The organism is Dyella sp. (assembly GCF_035277725.1).
Taxonomy (GTDB): Bacteria; Pseudomonadota; Gammaproteobacteria; order Xanthomonadales; family Rhodanobacteraceae; genus Dyella_B.
The window spans coordinates 1-18,769 of sequence record NZ_DATEJY010000035.1 but is presented as its reverse complement, the minus strand read 5'-3'; the positions used below and the strand labels follow the sequence as shown (position 1 = coordinate 18,769).

Annotated in this window: 15 protein-coding genes; 10 read left to right on the top strand and 5 right to left on the bottom strand. The window is 62.0% G+C overall.

Going from position 1 to position 18,769, the window contains the following annotated elements:
* Positions 1 to 62: 62 nt before the first annotated feature.
* On the bottom strand, positions 63 to 2,531 hold the full coding sequence (locus tag VJR68_RS02875) for an acyl-CoA dehydrogenase (RefSeq protein ID WP_324146040.1): 2,469 nt from the start codon (positions 2,529 to 2,531) through the stop codon (positions 63 to 65).
* Between the two features lie 23 nt (positions 2,532 to 2,554).
* Positions 2,555 to 3,427, bottom strand: a complete 873-nt coding sequence (locus VJR68_RS02870; protein WP_324146039.1) for an alpha/beta hydrolase — start codon at positions 3,425 to 3,427, stop codon at positions 2,555 to 2,557.
* 120 nt (positions 3,428 to 3,547) lie between these two features.
* Between VJR68_RS02870 and VJR68_RS02865 the strand changes: the two genes are divergently transcribed.
* From VJR68_RS02865 to VJR68_RS02845, 5 genes are all read left to right on the top strand, one after another.
* Positions 3,548 to 4,126, top strand: coding sequence for a helix-turn-helix domain-containing protein (locus VJR68_RS02865; RefSeq protein WP_324146066.1), 579 nt, complete (start codon positions 3,548 to 3,550; stop codon positions 4,124 to 4,126).
* A gap of 180 nt (positions 4,127 to 4,306) precedes the next feature.
* Positions 4,307 to 6,076 (top strand): phosphoenolpyruvate carboxykinase (GTP), encoded by a 1,770-nt coding sequence (locus tag VJR68_RS02860; protein ID WP_324146038.1) that lies wholly within the window; start codon positions 4,307 to 4,309, stop codon positions 6,074 to 6,076.
* A gap of 279 nt (positions 6,077 to 6,355) precedes the next feature.
* Entirely contained in the window at positions 6,356 to 6,907 is a 552-nt protein-coding gene (locus VJR68_RS02855; RefSeq protein WP_324146037.1) for an RNA polymerase sigma factor, read from the top strand.
* Positions 6,904 to 7,362, top strand: a complete 459-nt coding sequence (locus tag VJR68_RS02850) for a hypothetical protein (protein WP_324146036.1) — start codon at positions 6,904 to 6,906, stop codon at positions 7,360 to 7,362. Before VJR68_RS02855 ends, VJR68_RS02850 begins: the two co-directional genes overlap by 4 nt.
* A 21-nt stretch (positions 7,363 to 7,383) precedes the next feature.
* A complete protein-coding gene (locus VJR68_RS02845; RefSeq protein ID WP_324146035.1) occupies positions 7,384 to 8,292 on the top strand; it encodes a DUF4097 family beta strand repeat-containing protein in 909 nt (302 codons plus the stop codon).
* A gap of 74 nt (positions 8,293 to 8,366) precedes the next feature.
* Here VJR68_RS02845 and VJR68_RS02840 read toward each other — a convergent pair whose 3' ends face one another.
* Positions 8,367 to 9,260, bottom strand: a complete 894-nt coding sequence (locus VJR68_RS02840) for a hypothetical protein (RefSeq protein WP_324146034.1) — start codon at positions 9,258 to 9,260, stop codon at positions 8,367 to 8,369.
* 286 nt (positions 9,261 to 9,546) lie between these two features.
* Between VJR68_RS02840 and VJR68_RS02835 the strand changes: the two genes are divergently transcribed.
* Positions 9,547 to 12,411, top strand: coding sequence for a bifunctional diguanylate cyclase/phosphodiesterase (locus tag VJR68_RS02835; protein ID WP_414647726.1), 2,865 nt, complete (start codon positions 9,547 to 9,549; stop codon positions 12,409 to 12,411).
* Between the two features lie 113 nt (positions 12,412 to 12,524).
* On the opposite strand, the gene VJR68_RS02830 is transcribed toward VJR68_RS02835, so the two are convergent.
* A complete protein-coding gene (locus VJR68_RS02830; protein ID WP_324146033.1) occupies positions 12,525 to 13,418 on the bottom strand; it encodes an Hsp33 family molecular chaperone HslO in 894 nt (297 codons plus the stop codon).
* 300 nt (positions 13,419 to 13,718) lie between these two features.
* Between VJR68_RS02830 and mtgA the strand changes: the two genes are divergently transcribed.
* From mtgA to VJR68_RS02815, 3 genes are all read left to right on the top strand, one after another.
* Positions 13,719 to 14,465, top strand: a complete 747-nt coding sequence (gene mtgA, locus VJR68_RS02825) for a monofunctional biosynthetic peptidoglycan transglycosylase (protein WP_324146032.1) — start codon at positions 13,719 to 13,721, stop codon at positions 14,463 to 14,465.
* A gap of 64 nt (positions 14,466 to 14,529) precedes the next feature.
* Positions 14,530 to 15,498, top strand: coding sequence for a glycosyltransferase family 2 protein (locus VJR68_RS02820; protein ID WP_324146031.1), 969 nt, complete (start codon positions 14,530 to 14,532; stop codon positions 15,496 to 15,498).
* A 43-nt stretch (positions 15,499 to 15,541) separates the two neighbouring features.
* A complete protein-coding gene (locus VJR68_RS02815) occupies positions 15,542 to 15,970 on the top strand; it encodes a CBS domain-containing protein (RefSeq protein WP_324146030.1) in 429 nt (142 codons plus the stop codon).
* Positions 15,971 to 16,007: 37 nt separating this feature from the next.
* Here the strand turns inward: VJR68_RS02815 and VJR68_RS02810 are convergent, their stop codons facing one another.
* Positions 16,008 to 17,273 carry an NTP/NDP exchange transporter gene (locus tag VJR68_RS02810; protein WP_324146029.1) on the bottom strand — a complete coding sequence of 422 codons (1,266 nt, stop codon included), beginning with the start codon at positions 17,271 to 17,273 and terminating at the stop codon, positions 16,008 to 16,010.
* Between the two features lie 259 nt (positions 17,274 to 17,532).
* On the opposite strand from VJR68_RS02810, the gene VJR68_RS02805 reads away from it, so the two are divergent.
* On the top strand, positions 17,533 to 18,769 hold a 1,237-nt coding region (locus tag VJR68_RS02805; RefSeq protein ID WP_324146028.1), incomplete at its 3' end, for a serine hydrolase domain-containing protein.

The following is an 18,769-nucleotide window of genomic DNA, read 5'->3' as shown; positions in this document are numbered from 1 at the left end:
ATCGGATATCTGCACACACAGCAATGTTGGAGTTCGGCGTTGCCTCACCCCAACCTACAGACTTATGCAGCATCAGCCAGCTTTTTCGCATCCTTGCGCGTGATCGCCGATTGCAATTCCGCCGGATCGAAATCGTCCACCGAGATGAACTCGAATACGCCTTCACGCACGCGCTTGAGCAAGGCCGCTTCTGCAGCATCGATGACGCCGGCCTTGACCGCTTCGTCCAACTGCCCGAGGTAATCGTGCGAAGTGACCTGACCTGCCTTCTGCGCCTTGAGCAATTTGCGCTCGACCGGTTCGGCGGCAATGACTTCCGGCAGCAATTCGTTCATGCGACCAACAGTGTTGTTGGACGTCGGCGTGAGATATGTCCACTCCAGCAAGCGGTCACGTGCTTCACCGGGCGCCGTAATGATCGCGGCAACGCGGCGCCCCAGGCGATCCGACGGCGGCACTTCGCGGCGGCCAAACGGGAACACCAGCACGCGCAGCAGCCACGAAACCGGACGCACGGGGAAATTGCGGATCGCACCATCCAGCGCCATCTGCGTGCGCCACATGCACTCGTGGAACGCCCAGGCCAACAGCGGGCGATCCGCTTCCGGACGGCCGGTATCTTCGTAACGCTTCAACATGGCGCTGGCGATGTAGAGATAACTCAATACGTCGCCAAGCCTCGCCGAAAGTTTTTCCTTGAACTTCAGCTTGCCGCCCAGCACACCCATGAACGTATCCGCACACAGCGCCAAGGCCGCGGAGTAGCGGTTGAGCTTGCGGTAGTAACGGCGCACATACGCATCGCCGGCCGAATCGCCGATGCGCGCACCGGTAAGGCCGAGCACGAGGCTGCGTACCGCATTGGAAATGCCGAAACCCAGATGGCCAAACAGCGCGCGGTCGAACGCTTTCAGACGCTCGCTGTAATCGGCGATCGAGAGTGCCTGCATTTCCTTCAATACATACGGATGGCAGCGGATCGCACCCTGGCCGAAGATCATCAGGCTGCGCGTCATGATGTTCGCGCCTTCCACCGTGATCGCGATCGGCACGCCCTGCCATGCACGTCCGGCGTAATTTTTGGGGCCGAGCTGCACAGCCTTGCCGCCGTGCACGTCCATCGCATCGCCGGCGATGGCGCGACCCCATTCGGTCGCGTGGTACTTGGCAATCGCGGAAGGCACGGCCGGCTTCTCGCCACGATCCACGGCGGCTGCCGTAGCACGCGACAGTGCTGCCGTTGCATAGGTAAGCCCACCGATACGCGCCAGCGCTTCTTCCACGCCTTCGAAACGTGCGACCGCCAGGCCGAACTGCTTGCGCATGCGTGCATAGGCACCCGTGCCCGCCACGGCCATGCGCACACCACCGGTTGCGTTGGAGGGCAGTGAAATCGCGCGACCTACCGACAGGCATTCGACCAACATGCGCCAGCCATGGCCGGCCATATGCGGACCACCAATCAGGGTGGACATCGGTACGAATACGTCCTTGCCCCGCACCGGCCCGTTCTGGAAGGGAATATTCAAGGGGAAATGACGACGGCCGATTTCCAGACCCGGCGTGCTGCGCGGCAGCAGCGCAAGCGTGATGCCGAGGTCTTCCTTGTCGCCAAGCAGATGTTCCGGGTCGTACAAACGGAAGGCCAAACCCACCACGGTGGCGATCGGCGCGAGCGTGATGTAACGCTTGTCGAAGTTCAGCCGCATGCCGATCGTTTCGACGCCATCGACGACTTGCTTGCAGACGACGCCATAATCGGGAATCGACGTTGCATCCGAACCGGCATAAGGACCGGTGAGCGCGAAACAGGGAATTTCTTCGCCAACCGCAAGGCGCGGCAAGTAGTAGTTCTTCTGTTCATCGCTGCCGTAATGCAGCAGCAATTCGGCCGGCCCCAGCGAGTTCGGCACGGCCACCGTAGAAGCCACCGTGGCCGACATGGTGGCGAGTTTCTGCAACACCGCCGAGTGCGCCAGCGCGGAGAAACCCAAGCCGCCGTATTGCTTCGGAATGATCATGCCGAAGAATTTGTGCTTCTTGATGAAGTCCCATACTTCCGGCGGCAGATCGCCCAGTTCGTGGGTGATCTGCCAATCATCGATCATGGCGCACAGTTGTTCGACCGGGCCGTCGAGATAGGCTTTTTCTTCTACGCTCAGTTCGGGCTTGGGCTGTTTGAGCAATTCGTGCCAGTCCGGCTTGCCGGAGAACAATTCACCCTCGAAACCGACGGTGCCCGCTTCCAGCGCCGTCTGCTCGGTATCGGAGAGTTTCGGCGTCACTTTCGCGAAGACCTTCAGCAACGGCGCGCTGATCTGCTTACGGCGAAAAGCAATGTTCAACAACGGCAGCGCAATCGCCAATTCGATGATCAGCAGCACCACCGTCGTGATCGGTGCGTGCGCCAACAGACCCACGGCGAGCGTGGTGACAATCGTGGCGATCGCCCAGGTGCGCAGACTGCTGCGATGATAAGCGCAGGCGCCGGTCGCAATCAGCGCGGCCAACACGGTCAGTAGAACGGACATATGCAACACCTCATGGCAATGAGCTACGCCGCATCCACGGCGGATTCCAGGTCTTCGATAAAACCGGCGATGGCAGCAATGAATGCGTCATTGGCATCGCCGGCCAACATATGGGTCGCGCCCGGCACCTGCCTATGTTGGGCGTGCGGCGCCAGGGCGAGGAATTCTTCAACGGTGTGCTGCGAGACGACGTCGCTGCGCTCGCCCGACAGCAGCAGTACCGGCACGTCGACGTTCGCGGCGGCGGCGAACAGGCGTGGCTGATAGCGTTCGCTTTCGCCGATCAGGTCACCGCTGAGCAAGGCCGGATCCCAATGCCAGCGCAGGCGGCCATCGGCGCCTTCGCGCAGCAAGGGACGCAATTGCTGCTCGCTTTTGCGTTCGCGACGCTGCGGCAAATAGGCGGCAATCTGCTCCGCCGCTTCGGCGTAACTGGCGAAGCCATCCGGATGCGCTTGCATGAAGGCGAGAATACGTTCCACCCCAGCGGTTTCCCAGCGTGGGGTGATGTCCACCAGTACCAGCGCGCGGAACGGTGACGGACGCATCTCGCCGCCAGCGACCAGGCCCAGCAATCCACCCATCGAGGCGCCGACCAGGATCGGCGGCTCAGGCTGGGCATGTGCCAACGCGAGCAGGTCATCGACGAAGGACTGCATGTGATAGTCGCCGCCCGGCATGCGACCGCTTTCACCGTGCCCACGGCTGTCGAAGCTCACGCAACGGCAACCGCGCGCCGCCATCGTGGCCGCCGCGGCATGCCAGGCCCCACGGGTCTGGCCAAAACCATGCGCAAACAACAACGTCGGCTTGCCCGATGCGTGACGCACGTCCACCGCCAAAGGCAGGCCGTCAGCAGCGCTGAACGTGGTTGGGTTGGCTTGGCTGGATTCCATACGCACGAGTATGGGAGGCGCGCCCGGGCGCCGTCAACCCGACACAAAATCGGCCAATTCTCGCCGTTCCAGGGATCGCGCCGGCCCCAGTTGGGGACCGGCATGGGCTACCATACGGGTATGAATGTCCGCCAGAAACCCGAACGTACGCGCCTTTCCGCCGAAGACTGGGAAGACGCCGCCCTCAACCTGATCGCCGAACAAGGCGTGGGAGCGCTGGCCGTTGAAGCGCTGGCCCGTCAGCTGGGCGTTACCAAGGGCAGCTTCTACTGGCATTTCCGTACGCGCGAGGCCTTGCTGCAAGCGGCGCTGGAACGTTGGGAACAATACGGCGAACGCGAAATCATCGGCCAGATCGAGGCGATACCCGACCCGCGTGAACGCCTGCCGGAATTGTTCCGCCGTGTGGCGCACGAACTGCATCCGCATCGCGTCTATGCGGCGCTGTTGAAAGCGCTGGATCATCCTCTGGTGGTGCCCGTGATGGCACGCGTTTCCAAGCGCCGCACCGAATTTCTTCACACGGCCTACACCGAAGCAGGTATGGAAGCCGGCGAAGCGCTCAACCGCGCACGTCTTACCTACGCCGCCTATGTCGGCTTTCTGCAGCTGAATTTCACGCTCGGCCTGCCCAGGTTGAGCCACGAAGAGTTCGACGCCTACGTCGAACACATGATCGCCACGCTGATTCCTTCGTAAGCAAGCCGCGCATCGAAACCGAGTTTGAGACCCGTAGAAGCGGTACACGCCGCCTCTACGGTTTTTGAGTGCGCCGTTTTCGATTTAGTCGTACTTATGCTGCACCACACCTTGCCATGCCAGTACTCGTAACTTAGCGTCGCGCCTATCTTTTATGGGCATACCAAAAGTGAGGAAAGCATGACGAGCAAGCTCATGGCGCTCGCGCAATGGGTCAACGACGTGGCAGCAAAAACTCGCCCGGCGAAGATCCATTGGTGCGATGGTTCGGACGCCGAATATCACGCGCTGGTGCAGCAGATGCTGCAGACCGGCGATCTCATCGAACTTAACCAACAGACTCATCCGGGCTGTTATCTGCATCGTTCCAACCCGTCCGATGTTGCGCGCGTGGAGCACCTCACCTTCGTGTGCACTGAACACGAAGAAGATGCAGGCCCGAACAACCATTGGATGGCGCCGGCCGAGGCGCACGCCAAGGTCGATGCGCTGTTCGAAGGCTGCATGGAAGGCCGCACCATGTACGTGATTCCGTATTGCATGGGGCCGATCGATTCGCCGCTTTCGCGTTGCGGTGTGGAAATCACCGACACCCCCTACGTGGTGGTGAACATGCGCACGATGACGCGCATGGGTGCGGCAGCGCTGGCACGCATCGAGCGCGAAGGTCATTTCGTGAAAGGCCTGCACTCCACCGGTGAACTCGATCCGGAGCGCCGCTTCATCATGCATTTCCCGGAAGAGCTGACGATCAAATCGTATGGCTCCGGCTACGGCGGCAATGCGCTGCTCGGCAAGAAGTGCCATGCGTTGCGTCTGGGCAGTTTCCAGGCACGACGCGAAGGCTGGCTGGCCGAACACATGCTGATCGTCGGCATCGAGAATCCGCAGGGCCAGACGCACTACATCGCCGCTGCCTTCCCTTCCGCTTGCGGCAAAACCAACCTGGCGATGCTGATTCCGCCGGAGGGTTATCGCAAGAACGGCTGGCGCGTGTGGACCATCGGCGATGATATCTGCTGGATGCGTCCTGGCGAAGATGGCCGTCTCTATGCGATCAATCCGGAAGCCGGTTTCTTCGGCGTGGCGCCGGGCACCAGCATGAGCAGCAATCCCAATGCACTGACCTCGATCTCACACGACACCATCTTTACCAACGTCGCCGTGACTGCCGACAACCAGCCATGGTGGGAAGGTCTGCCGGGTACGCCGGTGACCGACTGGCAAGGCCGTCCGTACGATTCGGCCAACGGCCCGGCCGCACATCCGAACTCGCGCTTCACCGTCAGTGCCAAGCAATGCCCGACCTGGTCGCCGAAGGCTGAAGAGGCGCAAGGCGTGCCGATCAGCGCCATCGTGTTCGGTGGCCGCCGTCCATCGCTGCTGCCGTTGGTGATGGAAGCACAGGATTGGACACATGGCGTGCTGATGGGCGCGGCGATGGGTTCGGAAACGACAGCTGCCGCGACCGGTGCCGTAGGCGTGCTGCGCCGTGATTCGATGGCGATGAAGCCGTTCTGCGGCTATCACTACGGTGACTACTTCAATCATTGGCTGTCGTTCGACAAACCCGGCGCCAAGCTGCCGAAGATCTTCCACGTGAACTGGTTCCGCAAAGGCCGCGACGGCAAGTTCCTGTGGCCTGGCTTCGGCGAAAACTTGCGCGTACTGGAGTGGATGATCGCCCGTGTGGAAGGCAAGGCACGCGGTGTCGCCACCCCCATCGGCACACTGCCCGCCACCGGCGAACTCAAGCTGGACGGATTGGATCTACCGCGCGAAACCCTGGCCGAACTGATCGATATCGACCATGCCGGCTGGGATGCCGAACTGCATGCCATCGGCGAATACCTGGACAGTTTCGGCGATCGCCTGCCCGCCCGGCTGCGGCAGGAACAGCAACGTGTCCATCAGGCCCTGCAGATGCCGCGCAAAGCGGCGAATGCCTGATGTTTAGGAGCCTGTCGGGCTTTGGTGGTCGAGGCGAAAAGCTGGCTACGCGAGGACAGATTTTCGACGATGCGCCGACCCATAGTGGTTCTATGGGTCAAGCATCGACGGAAATATGGACCGCGTAGACAGATTTGCAGCCCGGCCAACCAAAGCCCGGCAGGCTCCTCATCCCTCTCTCTTTCGGGGAGAGGGACGTTCAAGCGTCTAAACCTTCCTGCCCTCACCGGCATCCAAGCTGGCAAGATGATCGCCGCTTGTATCGCCACCGGAAGCGCCATGCCCCCTGCGCTCGCTGCGGGAAACAACAACGATAAGGATGACGTGCGTGCGGCAGCCGCAGGCGACCGTCAGGCGTTCCAACGTCTGTATCGGCAGCATGCGGGGCGTATCCATGGCGCCATGCTGCGGCTGTCCGGCTACGATCATGCGCGGGCGGAGGATCTTACGCAGGATGCATTCGTACGCGCTTGGCAGAAGCTGGACAGCTTTCGCGAGCAAAGTTCGTTCGGTACATGGCTTTACCGGCTGGCGGTGAATGTGGCACTCATGGACATCCGCGCGCGCGGCGCCGATCCGGTCGGCTATGTCGACGAAGACAACGTTCCGGAACATGGCGAAACGCCATTCTGCGCCGCCGAGCGCGAGGAACTGGAACGCGCGATCGGCAAGCTGCCGCCGCGAGCGCGCGCGGTGCTGGTATTGCACGACGTGGAGGGTTGGCGCCACGAGGAAATCGCCAGCGAACTGGAGATGGCAGTAGGCTCGTCCAAAGCGCAACTGCATCGTGCACGGGGTTTGTTGCGCAAGGTACTGGGAGAAACGCGATGAATGAATTCGAATGGCTGCGCCAGATGCGCGAATTGAACCAGCCGGTCGCGCCACTGAGCGATCTGTGGTCGCGTATCGATGCCGCGCTGGACGACACCGCATCGCTTCCTGCCGCGACGCCGGCAACACCATCACGTGCGCGACGCGTTCGCGTCTGGGCCATGGCTGCCAGCTTTGCCGCGGTCGCGCTACTCGCCTGCGGTGTCATCTGGCGCATGCATGCGATATCGCAGAACGCGCCGCAGATCGCCGATACCGCGACCCACACGGAAGACAGCCACTGGAAGCCGAGCGATCCACGTCTGGCCGGCGCCGCACTCGAATTGGATGCCGCGCGCATGGAATTGCAACAGGCCATGCAGCAAGCTCCCGATTCACCCGCCCTGCAGCGCCTGCTGCAGCAAACCCACGCGCAGCAGAACTATCTGCGCGAACTCGAGAAACAAGCCGGCTGAAGCCATCAGGACATAACAACGATGAAAACCACCCGATATCTGCCGCTGCTGCTCTGCCTGCTGCCAGGAGGGCAGGCGTTGGCCGACACACCACTGGATATCAGCCATCCGGCTGCACCCACCGCGCATATCACGATCACCAACGTAAAGGGCGAGGTCACCGTCACCACCTGGAACCGCAATGAAGTGCATGTGGCCGGCAAGCTCGGCGATGGGGCCGATCCGCTGACCATCGAAGGCAGCGACAACAACCTCACCATCAATGTACAGGCCAAGGGACATAGCGGCTGGTTCAACTGGAGCGGCGAGAACGCGATGGGGCCCACCCATCTGGATGTGACCGTGCCGCACGGCGCGTCGCTAAAGGTAAGCGTAGTGAGTGCCGAGGCGAGCGTGGACGGCATCGACGGTGGCGACATTGACGTGAACTCGATCAGTGGCCGCATACGTGTCAACGCACAAACGCCGATGCTCAACGCCGTCAGCGTCAGCGGCAATATCGCGTTCTCCGGCAACGCGAAACAAGCGAAGCTGCAAACCGTAAGCGGCGACATTCTTGCGCCGTCGCTCGGCAACACGGTCGACTTGCAAACCGTTTCCGGCCGCATCCAAGCCGGTGGGGGTCCCTGGCAGTCGCTCAGTCTCAGTGCGGTATCAGGCGACGTGCAGCTCACTGGCGTGGTGGCCAAGGGCGGCAGCATGAACGTCAATAGCATGAGCGGTGACGTGCAATTGCTGTTCCCTGCTCCACTCAACAGCAACGTGCATGCAAGCACCTTCAGCGGCAGCGTGCATACCGACTTCGGTGAACCCACGCATCCCGAACATGGTCCTGGCAGCACGCTCGATACGGTAGCCGGCGATGGCTCTGCCACTATCCACATCGAGACCTTCAGCGGCGATATACGACTCAAGAAGGGCGAGCGTTAGCGAGACGGCACGCCAGGCTCTCGCCAAAAAAATGCCCCCGGCAAACGGGGGCATTTTTATTTAAGCGGAATAGATCAGAGATCCTGGTGGTACTGCACGTAAGGTGTACGTGACTGATCCGGTTCCGGCGGACCGGCCGGCGTGTTTGCCGCGTTGCCGGACGACCACAGGTTCTGCGCACCGAAGCTCAACGAACCCTGCCACGGCAAATGCCACGTCACGCCGAGATCGATGCTGTTCCAATGGCGATCGGTATTGAGCATGCCCGGCACTGCCGTACCCGGCTCTGGCTGCATGGTGCGGCCGACGATGCTGGTGCTGACCGAACCGTGCTCGATGCCGAAGCTCAGGGCCTTCTGATCGAGCGTGGTCAAACCCAATTGATTGCCAGGCAGCAAGCGGATGCGGCCCATGCTTGCACCGAGCAGCACGCCGCTGTTGCCGTTCAAGGCAAAACGCCCGCGCGCATTGACTTGCGTCGCACTGTCAAAGTCCGGCAGCCCATTGACGCCAGTCACGGCGCCCGGCAACACGCGCGGCAGTGGCGTGGCGTTGGGAACCTGATCCTGCGCCACGCTGACACCTAGACTGTAACGGCCAGCGTTATAGGTGGCGCCCACTTCGCTGCTGATGATGCGCGGCTGCGTGGCCCACGAACGCTGCGTGATACCTGCTTGCGCAGAAACATTCGGGGTGACGCCATATTGCACAGTGCTGCTGTTGACGGCGCCACCAGCAAGCGGGTTGAGCGATAGCGAACCGTTGTTGCTGTTCTGCACGTCTGCCGTGGCGCCGTTTTCCGATTGCACCAGCAGCGAACCCTGCATCGGCTGCTGCTGGCCAGTTTTCAGCAAAGTCTGAGGTTGCTGGGCCAGTGTCGGGTTGCTCAGCGGATCGCCCGGCAGCGTCTGTCCTGCCGCGATGAGCGGCATGCAGAGCAGCGGTAACGTGAGCAGCAATCGGCGCATGAAAATTCGAAAACCTTCCAACAACCCCGTCCGGGCTCACCATCGAGCTCGGACACCCTGGGTTAAGTATACCTTACTTTACTTTTTACTAACACCTGAAAGAGGAAGGTTTTTCTGTGGCAGGGCTGACAAAAACGGTCTTGCGAACAAGGATTTGCTGGCACGGCGGATGCATGGGGAAGGCAGTCCCGCCGTACAGGTTTGTGAAAACCATGAGCACCGCCACATGACGGTATCTTCACTATATAGTCGCCCGACGTACCGCGATGGACCCCGCTCATAGGTTATGAGTTCCGTGCCAGACAGCCGCCATTTTGCCTCAGCCTCCGGTGAGATCTTGCCGGCGCTGCTGCGCGAAACGCTGGAACGGCTGTTCCGCGCGGCCGATGCCTCCAGCGTCCTGGAGATCTGTGAGACGGCGCTGGGCCACCTGGGGCTGCATGGCGCCCTTCGCTGGTTGCCGCCCGAGGCCGACAGCACACAAGGACCAGGCCGGATCAACCTGGCCGTGGATCCGCAAAACCTGCAAATGCTGGTGTGGGAAGGAGATTTGGTACCCGGCCAGGACGCCAGCGCGGAATTGGCCTGGCTGGGCCGCCTTGCCGGCATTCGCCTGCGGCAGCTCAGCGAAACCGGTCGGCTGTACGAATCCATTTCGCGCCTGGCCATGGCCGAGCGCCTGCAGCGCGCGCTCTACGCCATCGCCGAGCTGGCTGGCACCGCGCACAACATGGCCGAGATGATGCAATCGCTGCATTCCATCGTCGGCATGCTGATGTACGCGGAGAATTTCTACATCTTCCTGTACGACCCGGCGAGCGACAGCGTGCGCTTCCCTTATTACATGGACACGGTCGATCAGAAGCCGCCGGCGCCGGACGAAAACTATCCGCTGCAGGACATGCGCTACAGCCTGACCTGGAACCTGCTGCAAAGCGGCCAACCGGTCATCGGTTCGGTGGAAGAGCTCGCACGCCAGTTCGAGGGCCGCTTCACCCTGGTGGGACCGGCCTGCGAGCACTGGCTGGGCGTGCCGCTGTTGCGCGGTAGTCAGGCGGTCGGCGGCATCGTCGTGCAAAGTTACCGGCCGGATACGCACTACACCCACCACGATCGCGACCTGCTCAATTACGTCGCGCAACATATGCAGACGGCGCTGGAACGACGCGAAGCGCATGCCGAGCTGGAACGGCGCGTGGCCGATCGCACCGCGGCGCTGCGTGCCACCAACCGCGTGCTGCGCCAGCAGGTGTTGCAGCGCCAACGCGGCGAGCGCCTGCAATCCGCGCTGTTCCGCATTGCCGAGCTGGCCAGTGCGCCGGAAAGCCAACAGAACTTCTACGCCGCCGTGCATCGCGTGGTCGGCGGCCTGATTTACGCGCGAAATTTCTATATCGCGCTGCTGGATGACAACAACCAGAACATCACCTTTCCTTATTCGGTGGACGAGATCGACACACGCATCTCGCGACCTGTCGCCAACGGCGCCACCGAATACGTGCTCAAGCACGGCAAGCCGTTGCTGGCAGACGGACAAACCTTCGAGCGGCTGGCCGCCGAAGGCGAGTGCGTGGAGATGGGCACCAAATCGGTGTGCTGGCTCGGCGTGCCGCTGATGTGGGACGACCGCGTCAAAGGCGTGCTCGCCGTGCAGAGCTACTCGCCCAAGCACATTTATGACGCACGCGACCAGGAACTGCTCACTTTCGTCAGTTACCACATCGCCAACGCGCTACAGCGCAAGCAGACCAGCGAATCGCTGAAGCAGGCGTACATCAATCTGGAGCGCCGCGTTACCGAACGCACCCGCGCGCTCGCCTTGGCCAACCGCGACCTGCGCGAACAAATTGCCGAGCGCGAGCGCGTCGAACGCCGGCTGATGTACGAAACCCTGCACGACTCGCTCACTGGCCTGCCCAACCGCACGCTGTTGCTGCAGCGTCTGGGCCAGGCGCTGCAGGCGTATCACGCCGATACCAACAAGCTGTTCGCCGTGCTGTTTATCGACCTGGATCGCTTCAAGGTGATCAACGATTCGGTCGGCCATCTGATCGGCGATGACCTGTTGTTCCAGGCCGGCAGCCGCATCCGCGCCTGCCTGAAAACGCGCGACCTGGTCGCGCGACTGGGCGGTGATGAATTTGCCGTGCTGCTGGAAGGCATCAGCGACGTCGGCAAGGCCAAACTCGTGGCCGAGCGCATCATCGCCGAGTTGCACGTGCCGTTCCGCCTGGGCGTGAAAGAGATCTTTACCTCCGCCTCGATCGGCATCGCCCTGCCCGGCCCGCATTACCAGCAACCGGAAGAATTGCTGCGTGACGCGGATGCCGCGATGTACCGCGCGAAGGACGAAGGCCGCCACCGCGCTGCCGTGTTCGACGATCGCCTGCGTCGCGAAGTGCTGTCGTTGCTGGAAATGGAAGGCGATCTGCGCCGCGCGCTGAGCCGTAACGAGTTCGTGCCTTTCTATCAGCCGATCGTCGCGCTGGAAGACGGCCGTACCGTCGGCTACGAAGCACTGCTGCGTTGGCATCATCCGGTACGCGGCTTGCTGTGTCCCGGCGATTTTCTTGCCGTGGCCGAAGAAAACGGCAGCGCGGAAAGTATCGACTGGCAGATTTTCGAACAGATCGCTTCGCAGGTCGGCACGTTGGCCGGCACCGAAGGTTTCGTCAGTCTCAATGTATCGGGCCGGCATTTCCGCCAGCCCGATCTGGATGACCGGCTGCTCAATCTGCTGAGCACCTATCGCGTCAATCCACGCTCGCTACGCATTGAAGTCACCGAGCGCACGCTGCTGGAAAATCCGGCCCAGGTGAAGCGCATGCTCGACAATCTGCGCCAGCACGGCGTGAGCATTGCGCTCGACGATTTCGGCACCGGCTATTCGTCGCTGAGTTACCTGCATCAGTATCCGATCGAAACCTTGAAGATCGATCGCAGCTTTATCATCGAACTGGCCAAGGACAACAGCCACAGCGTACCGGTCGTACGTGCGATCCAGGTGCTGGCCGATTCGCTGCAGATGCAGGTGATTGCCGAAGGCATCGAGGACGAAGAGCAACGCCGGATGTTGCGACAGATCGGTTGCCGCTTTGGACAAGGCTTTTTGTTTGCCGAGCCGCGGCCGGTGGAAGTGTGGGTGAAATAGCCGCCTCACCTGCCCCGCAAATGTAGGTTGGGGTGAGGCGCAGCCGAACCCCAACATGGCAACAAGCCACCGGCATGTTGGGGTTCGCGTTCCGCTCACCCCAACCTACACCATCACTGCACGGTGGAATTTGCCGCCGTACCACCACTCAGCAAATGCTCCGCATCCACGCGGTCGAAGTGATACGTGCGCGCACAAAACTCGCAGGTGACTTCGATCGTGCCCTGCTGGGCTTCCAGCGTTGCCTCGATTTCCTCGCGGCCCAGAGAACGCAGCATGGCCTCCACCCGCTCGCGTGAGCAACTGCAGCCGAAGGCCAAGGGACGCGGCTTGAACAACTGCACGGTTTCCTCGTGATAGAGGCGGTAGAGCAATTCTTCCGGCTGCGTGCTTAGCAGTTCGTCGCGTCCCAAGGTGGCGGTGAGATGTTCGACGCGCGGCCAGCCATCTTCATCGTGCTGGGCATCGTGACCACCCTCGCCCGGCACTTTCTGCAGCATCAAGCCGACCGCATGCTGCTCGTTGGCCGCCAGCACGAAGCGGGCGGGCAACTGCTCGGATTGCTGAAAGTAATTCTCCAGCGCCCCGGCCAGGTCGGGATGGTTCAGATCGACCAGCCCCTGGTAACGCTGTCCGCGCTCGGCCTTGCCGATGGTGATGGCCATCAGCGCTTGCGGCAGTTCGTTCAAGGTGAGCGATTCTGGAATTTCTGCGTTCCAGCGTGCCAAGCCGCGCAGGCGGCCGGCATCGGTGCATTCGGCAAACAGCAAACGCAGTGCGCCCTGGCTCTTCAGTTCGACCGACAGCGCGCCTTCGAACTTGATGTTGCCGGTAAGCAGCGCACTCGCAGCCAGGGTCTGGCCCAGCAGATCCAGCAACGGTGCGGGATAGTCGGCACGGCCGGCCACCTCGCGCCAGGCGGAGCCCAGCCGCACGATGACGCCCCGGACGCCGGCACGTTCCAACAGGAAACGATGGAGCACATCCTCGGCAAGCACGTTTTCCACGCAGGACTACCTCACAAATGCAAAGGTTCGGATATGGGGATGGGCGCCGGTGTGAACAATGGCCACTAGGAGCCTGCCGGACTTTGGTTGGCCGGGCTGCAAATGCGCCTACGCGGTCCATATTTCCGTCGATCCTTGACCCATGGAACCACTATGGGCCTGCGAACCGCTGAAAATCTGTCCTCGCGTAAACGCATTTGACCAGCTCCGCTGTTGTAAAGCGCCTCGCCTCGACCACCAAAGTCCGACAGGCTCCTAGCAGCTTTTATACTTCACCGGCTTTCCCTGCCGATCGACGCCATGCCGCATCTTCCGCCTTTTCGTCGCCTGTTGCGTTACGCCGGTATCGTGGTCCTGTCATGGGTGGCCCTGAGCTGGTTCGTGGTGCTGGTCTTGCGCTTCGTATCACCGTGGACTTCGGCGGTGATCATGGAGCGCCGGCTCGACGCGCTCATCCATGGTGAAAAGGATTTCCAACTGCAGCACCACTGGGTGCCCTGGTCGCGCATCTCGCCATGGGCGCCGATTGCGATGGTGGCCGGCGAGGACCAGAAATTTCCGTTCCACCACGGCTTCGACTTCGGCTCCATCGAAAACGCGATCGATGCGGCAGACGATGGCAAGCGCCTGCGTGGCGCCAGCACGATCAGCCAGCAGACGGCCAAGAACCTGTTCCTGTGGAACGGACGCAGCTTCGTGCGCAAAGGAATGGAAGCGTATTTCACCGTGCTGCTGGAACTGACCTGGCCGAAGCAGCGCATCCTGGAGGTGTACATGAACATCGCGCAGTTCGGCGATGGCATCTACGGCGTGGGTGCCGCCAGCGACGCGTTTTTCCATGCCGCGCCCGCGCAACTCAGCCCGGCGCAGGTGGCACGGCTGGCCGCGGTGCTGCCCAATCCGGATCGCTTCCGCGTCGATCGCCCCAGCGGTTACGTACTGGAGCGCGCACGCTGGATCGAGCAGCAGATGCGCCAGTTGGGTGGTCCTGCCTACCTGGAAAGCCGGCAGCCGCCGCGCGATGTGCGTCCTGCGCGACGCCGTTAGAGCACGCGCTACGCGCCTGCGTTTACACTTTGCGCATCCACCGACTTGAACAGGGTTACCCGGCATGCCGCGACTCACGGTTGTCGTTCCTGCGTACAACGAATCAGCCGTGCTCGCCGCCTTCCATGCGCGGGTTTCCAAGGTGCTGGACGAGCTGCCACTGACGTGCGACGTGTTGTACGTCGACGACGGCAGCCGCGACGACACCTGGGCCATCATGCAATCGCTGGCGGCGGCCGACCCGCGCGTGGGCACGCTGAAGCTGTCACGCAACTTCGGCAAGGAAGCCGCACTTACCGCGGGCCTGGATCACGTCGATGCAGACGCCGCGGTGGTGATCGATGCGGATTTGCAGGATCCGCCTGAAGTGATTCCGCAACTGGTGGAGCAATGGCAAGCCGGCTACGACGTGGTGTACGCCACCCGCTCCGCGCGTGCCGGCGAGACCGGCTTGAAGCGATTCACCGCTGCCGCGTTCTACCGCACGATGGAATCGCTCTCGGAGGTTCCCGTGCCGCGCGACACCGGCGACTTCCGCCTGCTTTCGCGCCGCGCGCTGCAGGCCTTGTCACAGCTGCGCGAACGGCAGCGTTTCATGAAAGGCCTGTTTGCCTGGATCGGCTATCGCCAGACCGCGGTGAAGTATCTGCGCGACCCGCGCCTGGCCGGCAAAACCAAGTGGAACTATTGGCGCCTGACCCAGTTCGCCATCGAAGGCATCACTTCGTTTTCCAGCGCACCGCTGAAGCTGGCCACCTGGACCGGCCTTGTCGCCTCCGTGGCGGCTTTCCTGTTTGGGCTGAAGGTGATGCTGAAAGCACTGCTGCACGGCGACCCCGTGCCTGGCTATCCGAGCCTGATGGTGGTGATCCTGTTCCTCGGCGGTATCCAGCTGCTGGCGCTCGGCGTGATCGGCGAATACCTCGGCCGCAATTACAACGAGACCAAGCAGCGGCCGCTGTATTTCATCGAGGAAGAACATTTTCCCGCCGCACGCACGCCGGTTCACACCGACGCAACGGCACAGCGCTAAACTGTCCCCACGCGGCCATTGCTGCGGCCGCCGGGGAGGTCTGATGCGTCAGGTCAAGCATTTGCTGGACAGGAAAGGCAACGACATCTACGCGATCGCACCGGAAGCACCGGTACTGGAAGCGATCAAACACATGGCGGAACGGCGTGTCGGCGCATTGTTGGTGATGCGTGGCGAACAGCTGGTGGGCATCATTTCCGAACGCGATTACGCACGCAAAGTCATTCTGCAGGGCAGGTCATCAGCGCAGACGCCGGTGTCGGAAATCATGAGCAATCCGGTGCTGACCGTGACACCGGACACCGACGTGTTCGATTGCATGCGCATGTGTACCGACAGCCGCGTACGCCATCTGCCGGTGGTGGACGGCCATCGCGTCATGGGTGTGATCTCGATCGGCGACCTGGTCAAGGAAGTGATCAGTGCGCAAGCGGAACAGATCGAGCAGTTGCAGCGATACATCACCAGCTAACAAGTTGGATCAGGACGGCCACGGGGAACGCGAAGCGTCAGGCGAGGCTTTCGTTCCCCGTTCGCTGTTGCCCCTTGCCCGCCTTGGTCTCCGGCGCCAGATCCGGCGAAGTCGCTGCCTTGCGCGCAATCCACGCGGCCAGTGACGAAGCCCCCACGCCGATCAGTGCAATGCTGCCCACGGCGATACCGAGTTTTACCAAGCCGCTGATGCTGGTGGTGATCACCACATCGCCGAAGCGCCACACTGCCGTTTCCACGAAGTTCTTGCCCTTGTAGCGCGTCTCGCGCGGCACACGGGTGTAGAGCGCATCGCTGGCGGGCTTGGTCATGCCGTACATGAAGCCGCGCGTGCCGACCATCATCAGTGCCAGCAGCGGCACGCTATAGCCCAGCACGCTTAACTCCGCGTGGCCACCGATCATCACCATGACCAGCAAGCCGAAATTCACCAGTTGCGGCAGCACCAGCGCCCACACGGCACCGCGGCGCATCAGCAGCCATGGTGACAAGGTGAGCTGCAATAGCGCCCCCAGCAGGTTCACCGCCAAGTCAATGTGCGCATAGAACGCCGTACGCATGGGCGCAGATGCCATGTGTGCTTTGACGTAATCGGCCAGCAATGCATAGGCCAGCGTGCCAATACCGTCGCCCAGCAGCATCAGGATGGCCATCAAGCGGAGGAATGGGCGCGACCACAGTTCCCGTATGCCAGCCCAGAGCGAACCGCCGATCGGTTGTTCCGCGTTGTCGCTTTCCGCGCGTTGCACCGAAATACGCAACAACAGGAGCAATGCCATACCCAGCATGGTGGCCGAAACCAGTAGCAGAGGCGCCACGCCGATCAAGCCCACCAGCAGGCTCGTTATCGATGGACCAAATATCGCGCCAGCCATGCCGCCCAGCGCAATCAGCGAAAACACCTCGCGCGCGCGGCGGCTGTCGAAGACATCCGCCATGAAGCTCCAGAACAGCGACACCACAAACAGGTTGAACACGCTGACCCAGATGAAGAACACCACGCCCAGGACACGCGCGCCGATGCGATCCTGCGCCAGAAACGCCGGGATAAAACCAAGCAGGCAGACTATGAAGAAGCTGTAGCTCCAACTCAGCAAGCGCCGCCGAGGAAAGCGCGCCACCAGCATGCCGAACACCGGCGTCAGCAGCAGCATGGCCACGAACGTCGCCAGATAGAACAGCGGCAATTGCGCCGAGCCCACCGCTCCGCCCAACTGATCACGCACCGGGCGGACGATGTAATACGAGGTCAGCAGGAAAAAGAACGCGAGTGCCGACACCATGGGCGTGGCGTCTCGGCGTGGAGAATCAGGGAGCGGCAAACGCACCGGTCAGGTTCCAGCGGGAGGCGGCGCAAGACTAGCACGCCGGCCTGCTGAACCCGGGGTCGTAACGGCCTGTTCCGACGCAGTGCAGCACGCCGAGCCCGGCGGCATCACAGCGTTGTGACGCCGCCCGAAGTACAGCACAATTCCGGCACTTATCCATGGACGATTCCAACTGGCTGCTAGCCTGGCAATACACCTGCAAGAAGCGAGTCGCATGCAGTTTCGTAAGCTTCCCCTGCTGATCGCCGGCTTGCTCGGCCTCGCCACCACCTGGCTACCCGCTTCCGTCCTGTGCGCATCGACGAGCACGACATCCACGCCGGACATCCGCTCGCCGAGCCAGGATGCCACGGCGCTCATCACCAGCCTTCCACCCGAACGCATCAAGGCCGCCACGGATGCATATGCGCACTGGCTGGACGTGGTGGCACAGCGTAACGAAGTGGCCGGCATGGCCACTGCGGTAGTAGTGGACAACAAGGTGGCTTTCGAACGCACGATCGGCTACGCGGACGTGGCCACGCAGGAGCCGGTCACACCCGCCACGGTGTTCCGTCTGGCGTCGCTTTCCAAAGCGTTTGCCACCGCCGTTGCCGGCTTGCTGATCGACGATGGCCACTTCAACTGGAATACCAAGCTGGCCGGCGTGCTGCCGTTCTTCCAGCTGAAAGACGCGCAAGCATCTGGTGCTGCCACGGTGGGAGACATCCTCGGACAACGCCTGGGGCTACCGCACAACACCTACGATCAGATGCTGGAAGACAACGTTCCCTACGAGGAACTGGTGCGCAAGCTCGACGAAGTGACGCTGACCTGCAACGTCGGTGAGTGCTACGGCTACCAGAACGTTGCCTTCAGCCTGATCGGCGATGTGATCTATGCCGAGACCGGTGACTTTTTCTATCACCAGGTGGATAAGCGGCTGTTCTTTCCATTGGGCATGACCACCGCCAGCTACGGCCGCGAAGCACTGGAAAGCAGCAAGAGCTGGGCGCATCCGCATCGCCCGCATGGCGCGCACGAGTGGGAATCGTTCGAGCCGAAGGAAGCCTATTACCGCGTGGCTCCCGCCGCCGGCGTCAACGCCAGCCTGCGCGACATGGAGCAATGGCTGATCGCGCAGATGGGCGGCCGTCCCGACGTACTGCCGCAATCGTTATTGGATGTTCTGCACGAACCGGGCGTACCGACGCCAGGCGAGATGCACGGCTCGCCATGGCGACGCGCCCGCCTCATGTCGGCGAGCTACGCGCTGGGCTGGCGCGTGTTCAATTACGCAGGCGAAACCATGATCTTCCACGCCGGCGCCGTGGAGGGGTATCGCACGATGATCGCGTTCCTGCCGAAGTATCACGTCGGCATCGTCTCGATGTGGAATTCGCCAGGTTCGGTCGGCACCGACCTGATGCCGATGGTGTTCGATGCGATGCTGAACTTGCCACATGTGGATT

What these genes read in the sequence shown, in the direction of transcription:
- VJR68_RS02860 (WP_324146038.1), top strand. Translation starts at nt 4,307, where the DNA reads ATGACGAGCAAGCTCATGGCGCTCGCGCAATGGGTCAACGACGTGGCA.
- VJR68_RS02875 (WP_324146040.1), bottom strand. Translation starts at nt 2,531, where the DNA reads ATGTCCGTTCTACTGACCGTGTTGGCCGCGCTGATTGCGACCGGCGCC.
- VJR68_RS02855 (WP_324146037.1), top strand. Translation starts at nt 6,356, where the DNA reads ATGCCCCCTGCGCTCGCTGCGGGAAACAACAACGATAAGGATGACGTG.
- VJR68_RS02865 (WP_324146066.1), top strand. Translation starts at nt 3,548, where the DNA reads ATGAATGTCCGCCAGAAACCCGAACGTACGCGCCTTTCCGCCGAAGAC.
- VJR68_RS02840 (WP_324146034.1), bottom strand. Translation starts at nt 9,260, where the DNA reads ATGCGCCGATTGCTGCTCACGTTACCGCTGCTCTGCATGCCGCTCATC.
- VJR68_RS02810 (WP_324146029.1), bottom strand. Translation starts at nt 17,273, where the DNA reads ATGGTGTCGGCACTCGCGTTCTTTTTCCTGCTGACCTCGTATTACATC.
- VJR68_RS02815 (WP_324146030.1), top strand. Translation starts at nt 15,542, where the DNA reads ATGCGTCAGGTCAAGCATTTGCTGGACAGGAAAGGCAACGACATCTAC.
- VJR68_RS02820 (WP_324146031.1), top strand. Translation starts at nt 14,530, where the DNA reads ATGCCGCGACTCACGGTTGTCGTTCCTGCGTACAACGAATCAGCCGTG.
- VJR68_RS02870 (WP_324146039.1), bottom strand. Translation starts at nt 3,427, where the DNA reads ATGGAATCCAGCCAAGCCAACCCAACCACGTTCAGCGCTGCTGACGGC.
- VJR68_RS02850 (WP_324146036.1), top strand. Translation starts at nt 6,904, where the DNA reads ATGAATGAATTCGAATGGCTGCGCCAGATGCGCGAATTGAACCAGCCG.
- VJR68_RS02835 (WP_414647726.1), top strand. Translation starts at nt 9,547, where the DNA reads ATGAGTTCCGTGCCAGACAGCCGCCATTTTGCCTCAGCCTCCGGTGAG.
- mtgA (WP_324146032.1), top strand. Translation starts at nt 13,719, where the DNA reads ATGCCGCATCTTCCGCCTTTTCGTCGCCTGTTGCGTTACGCCGGTATC.
- VJR68_RS02845 (WP_324146035.1), top strand. Translation starts at nt 7,384, where the DNA reads ATGAAAACCACCCGATATCTGCCGCTGCTGCTCTGCCTGCTGCCAGGA.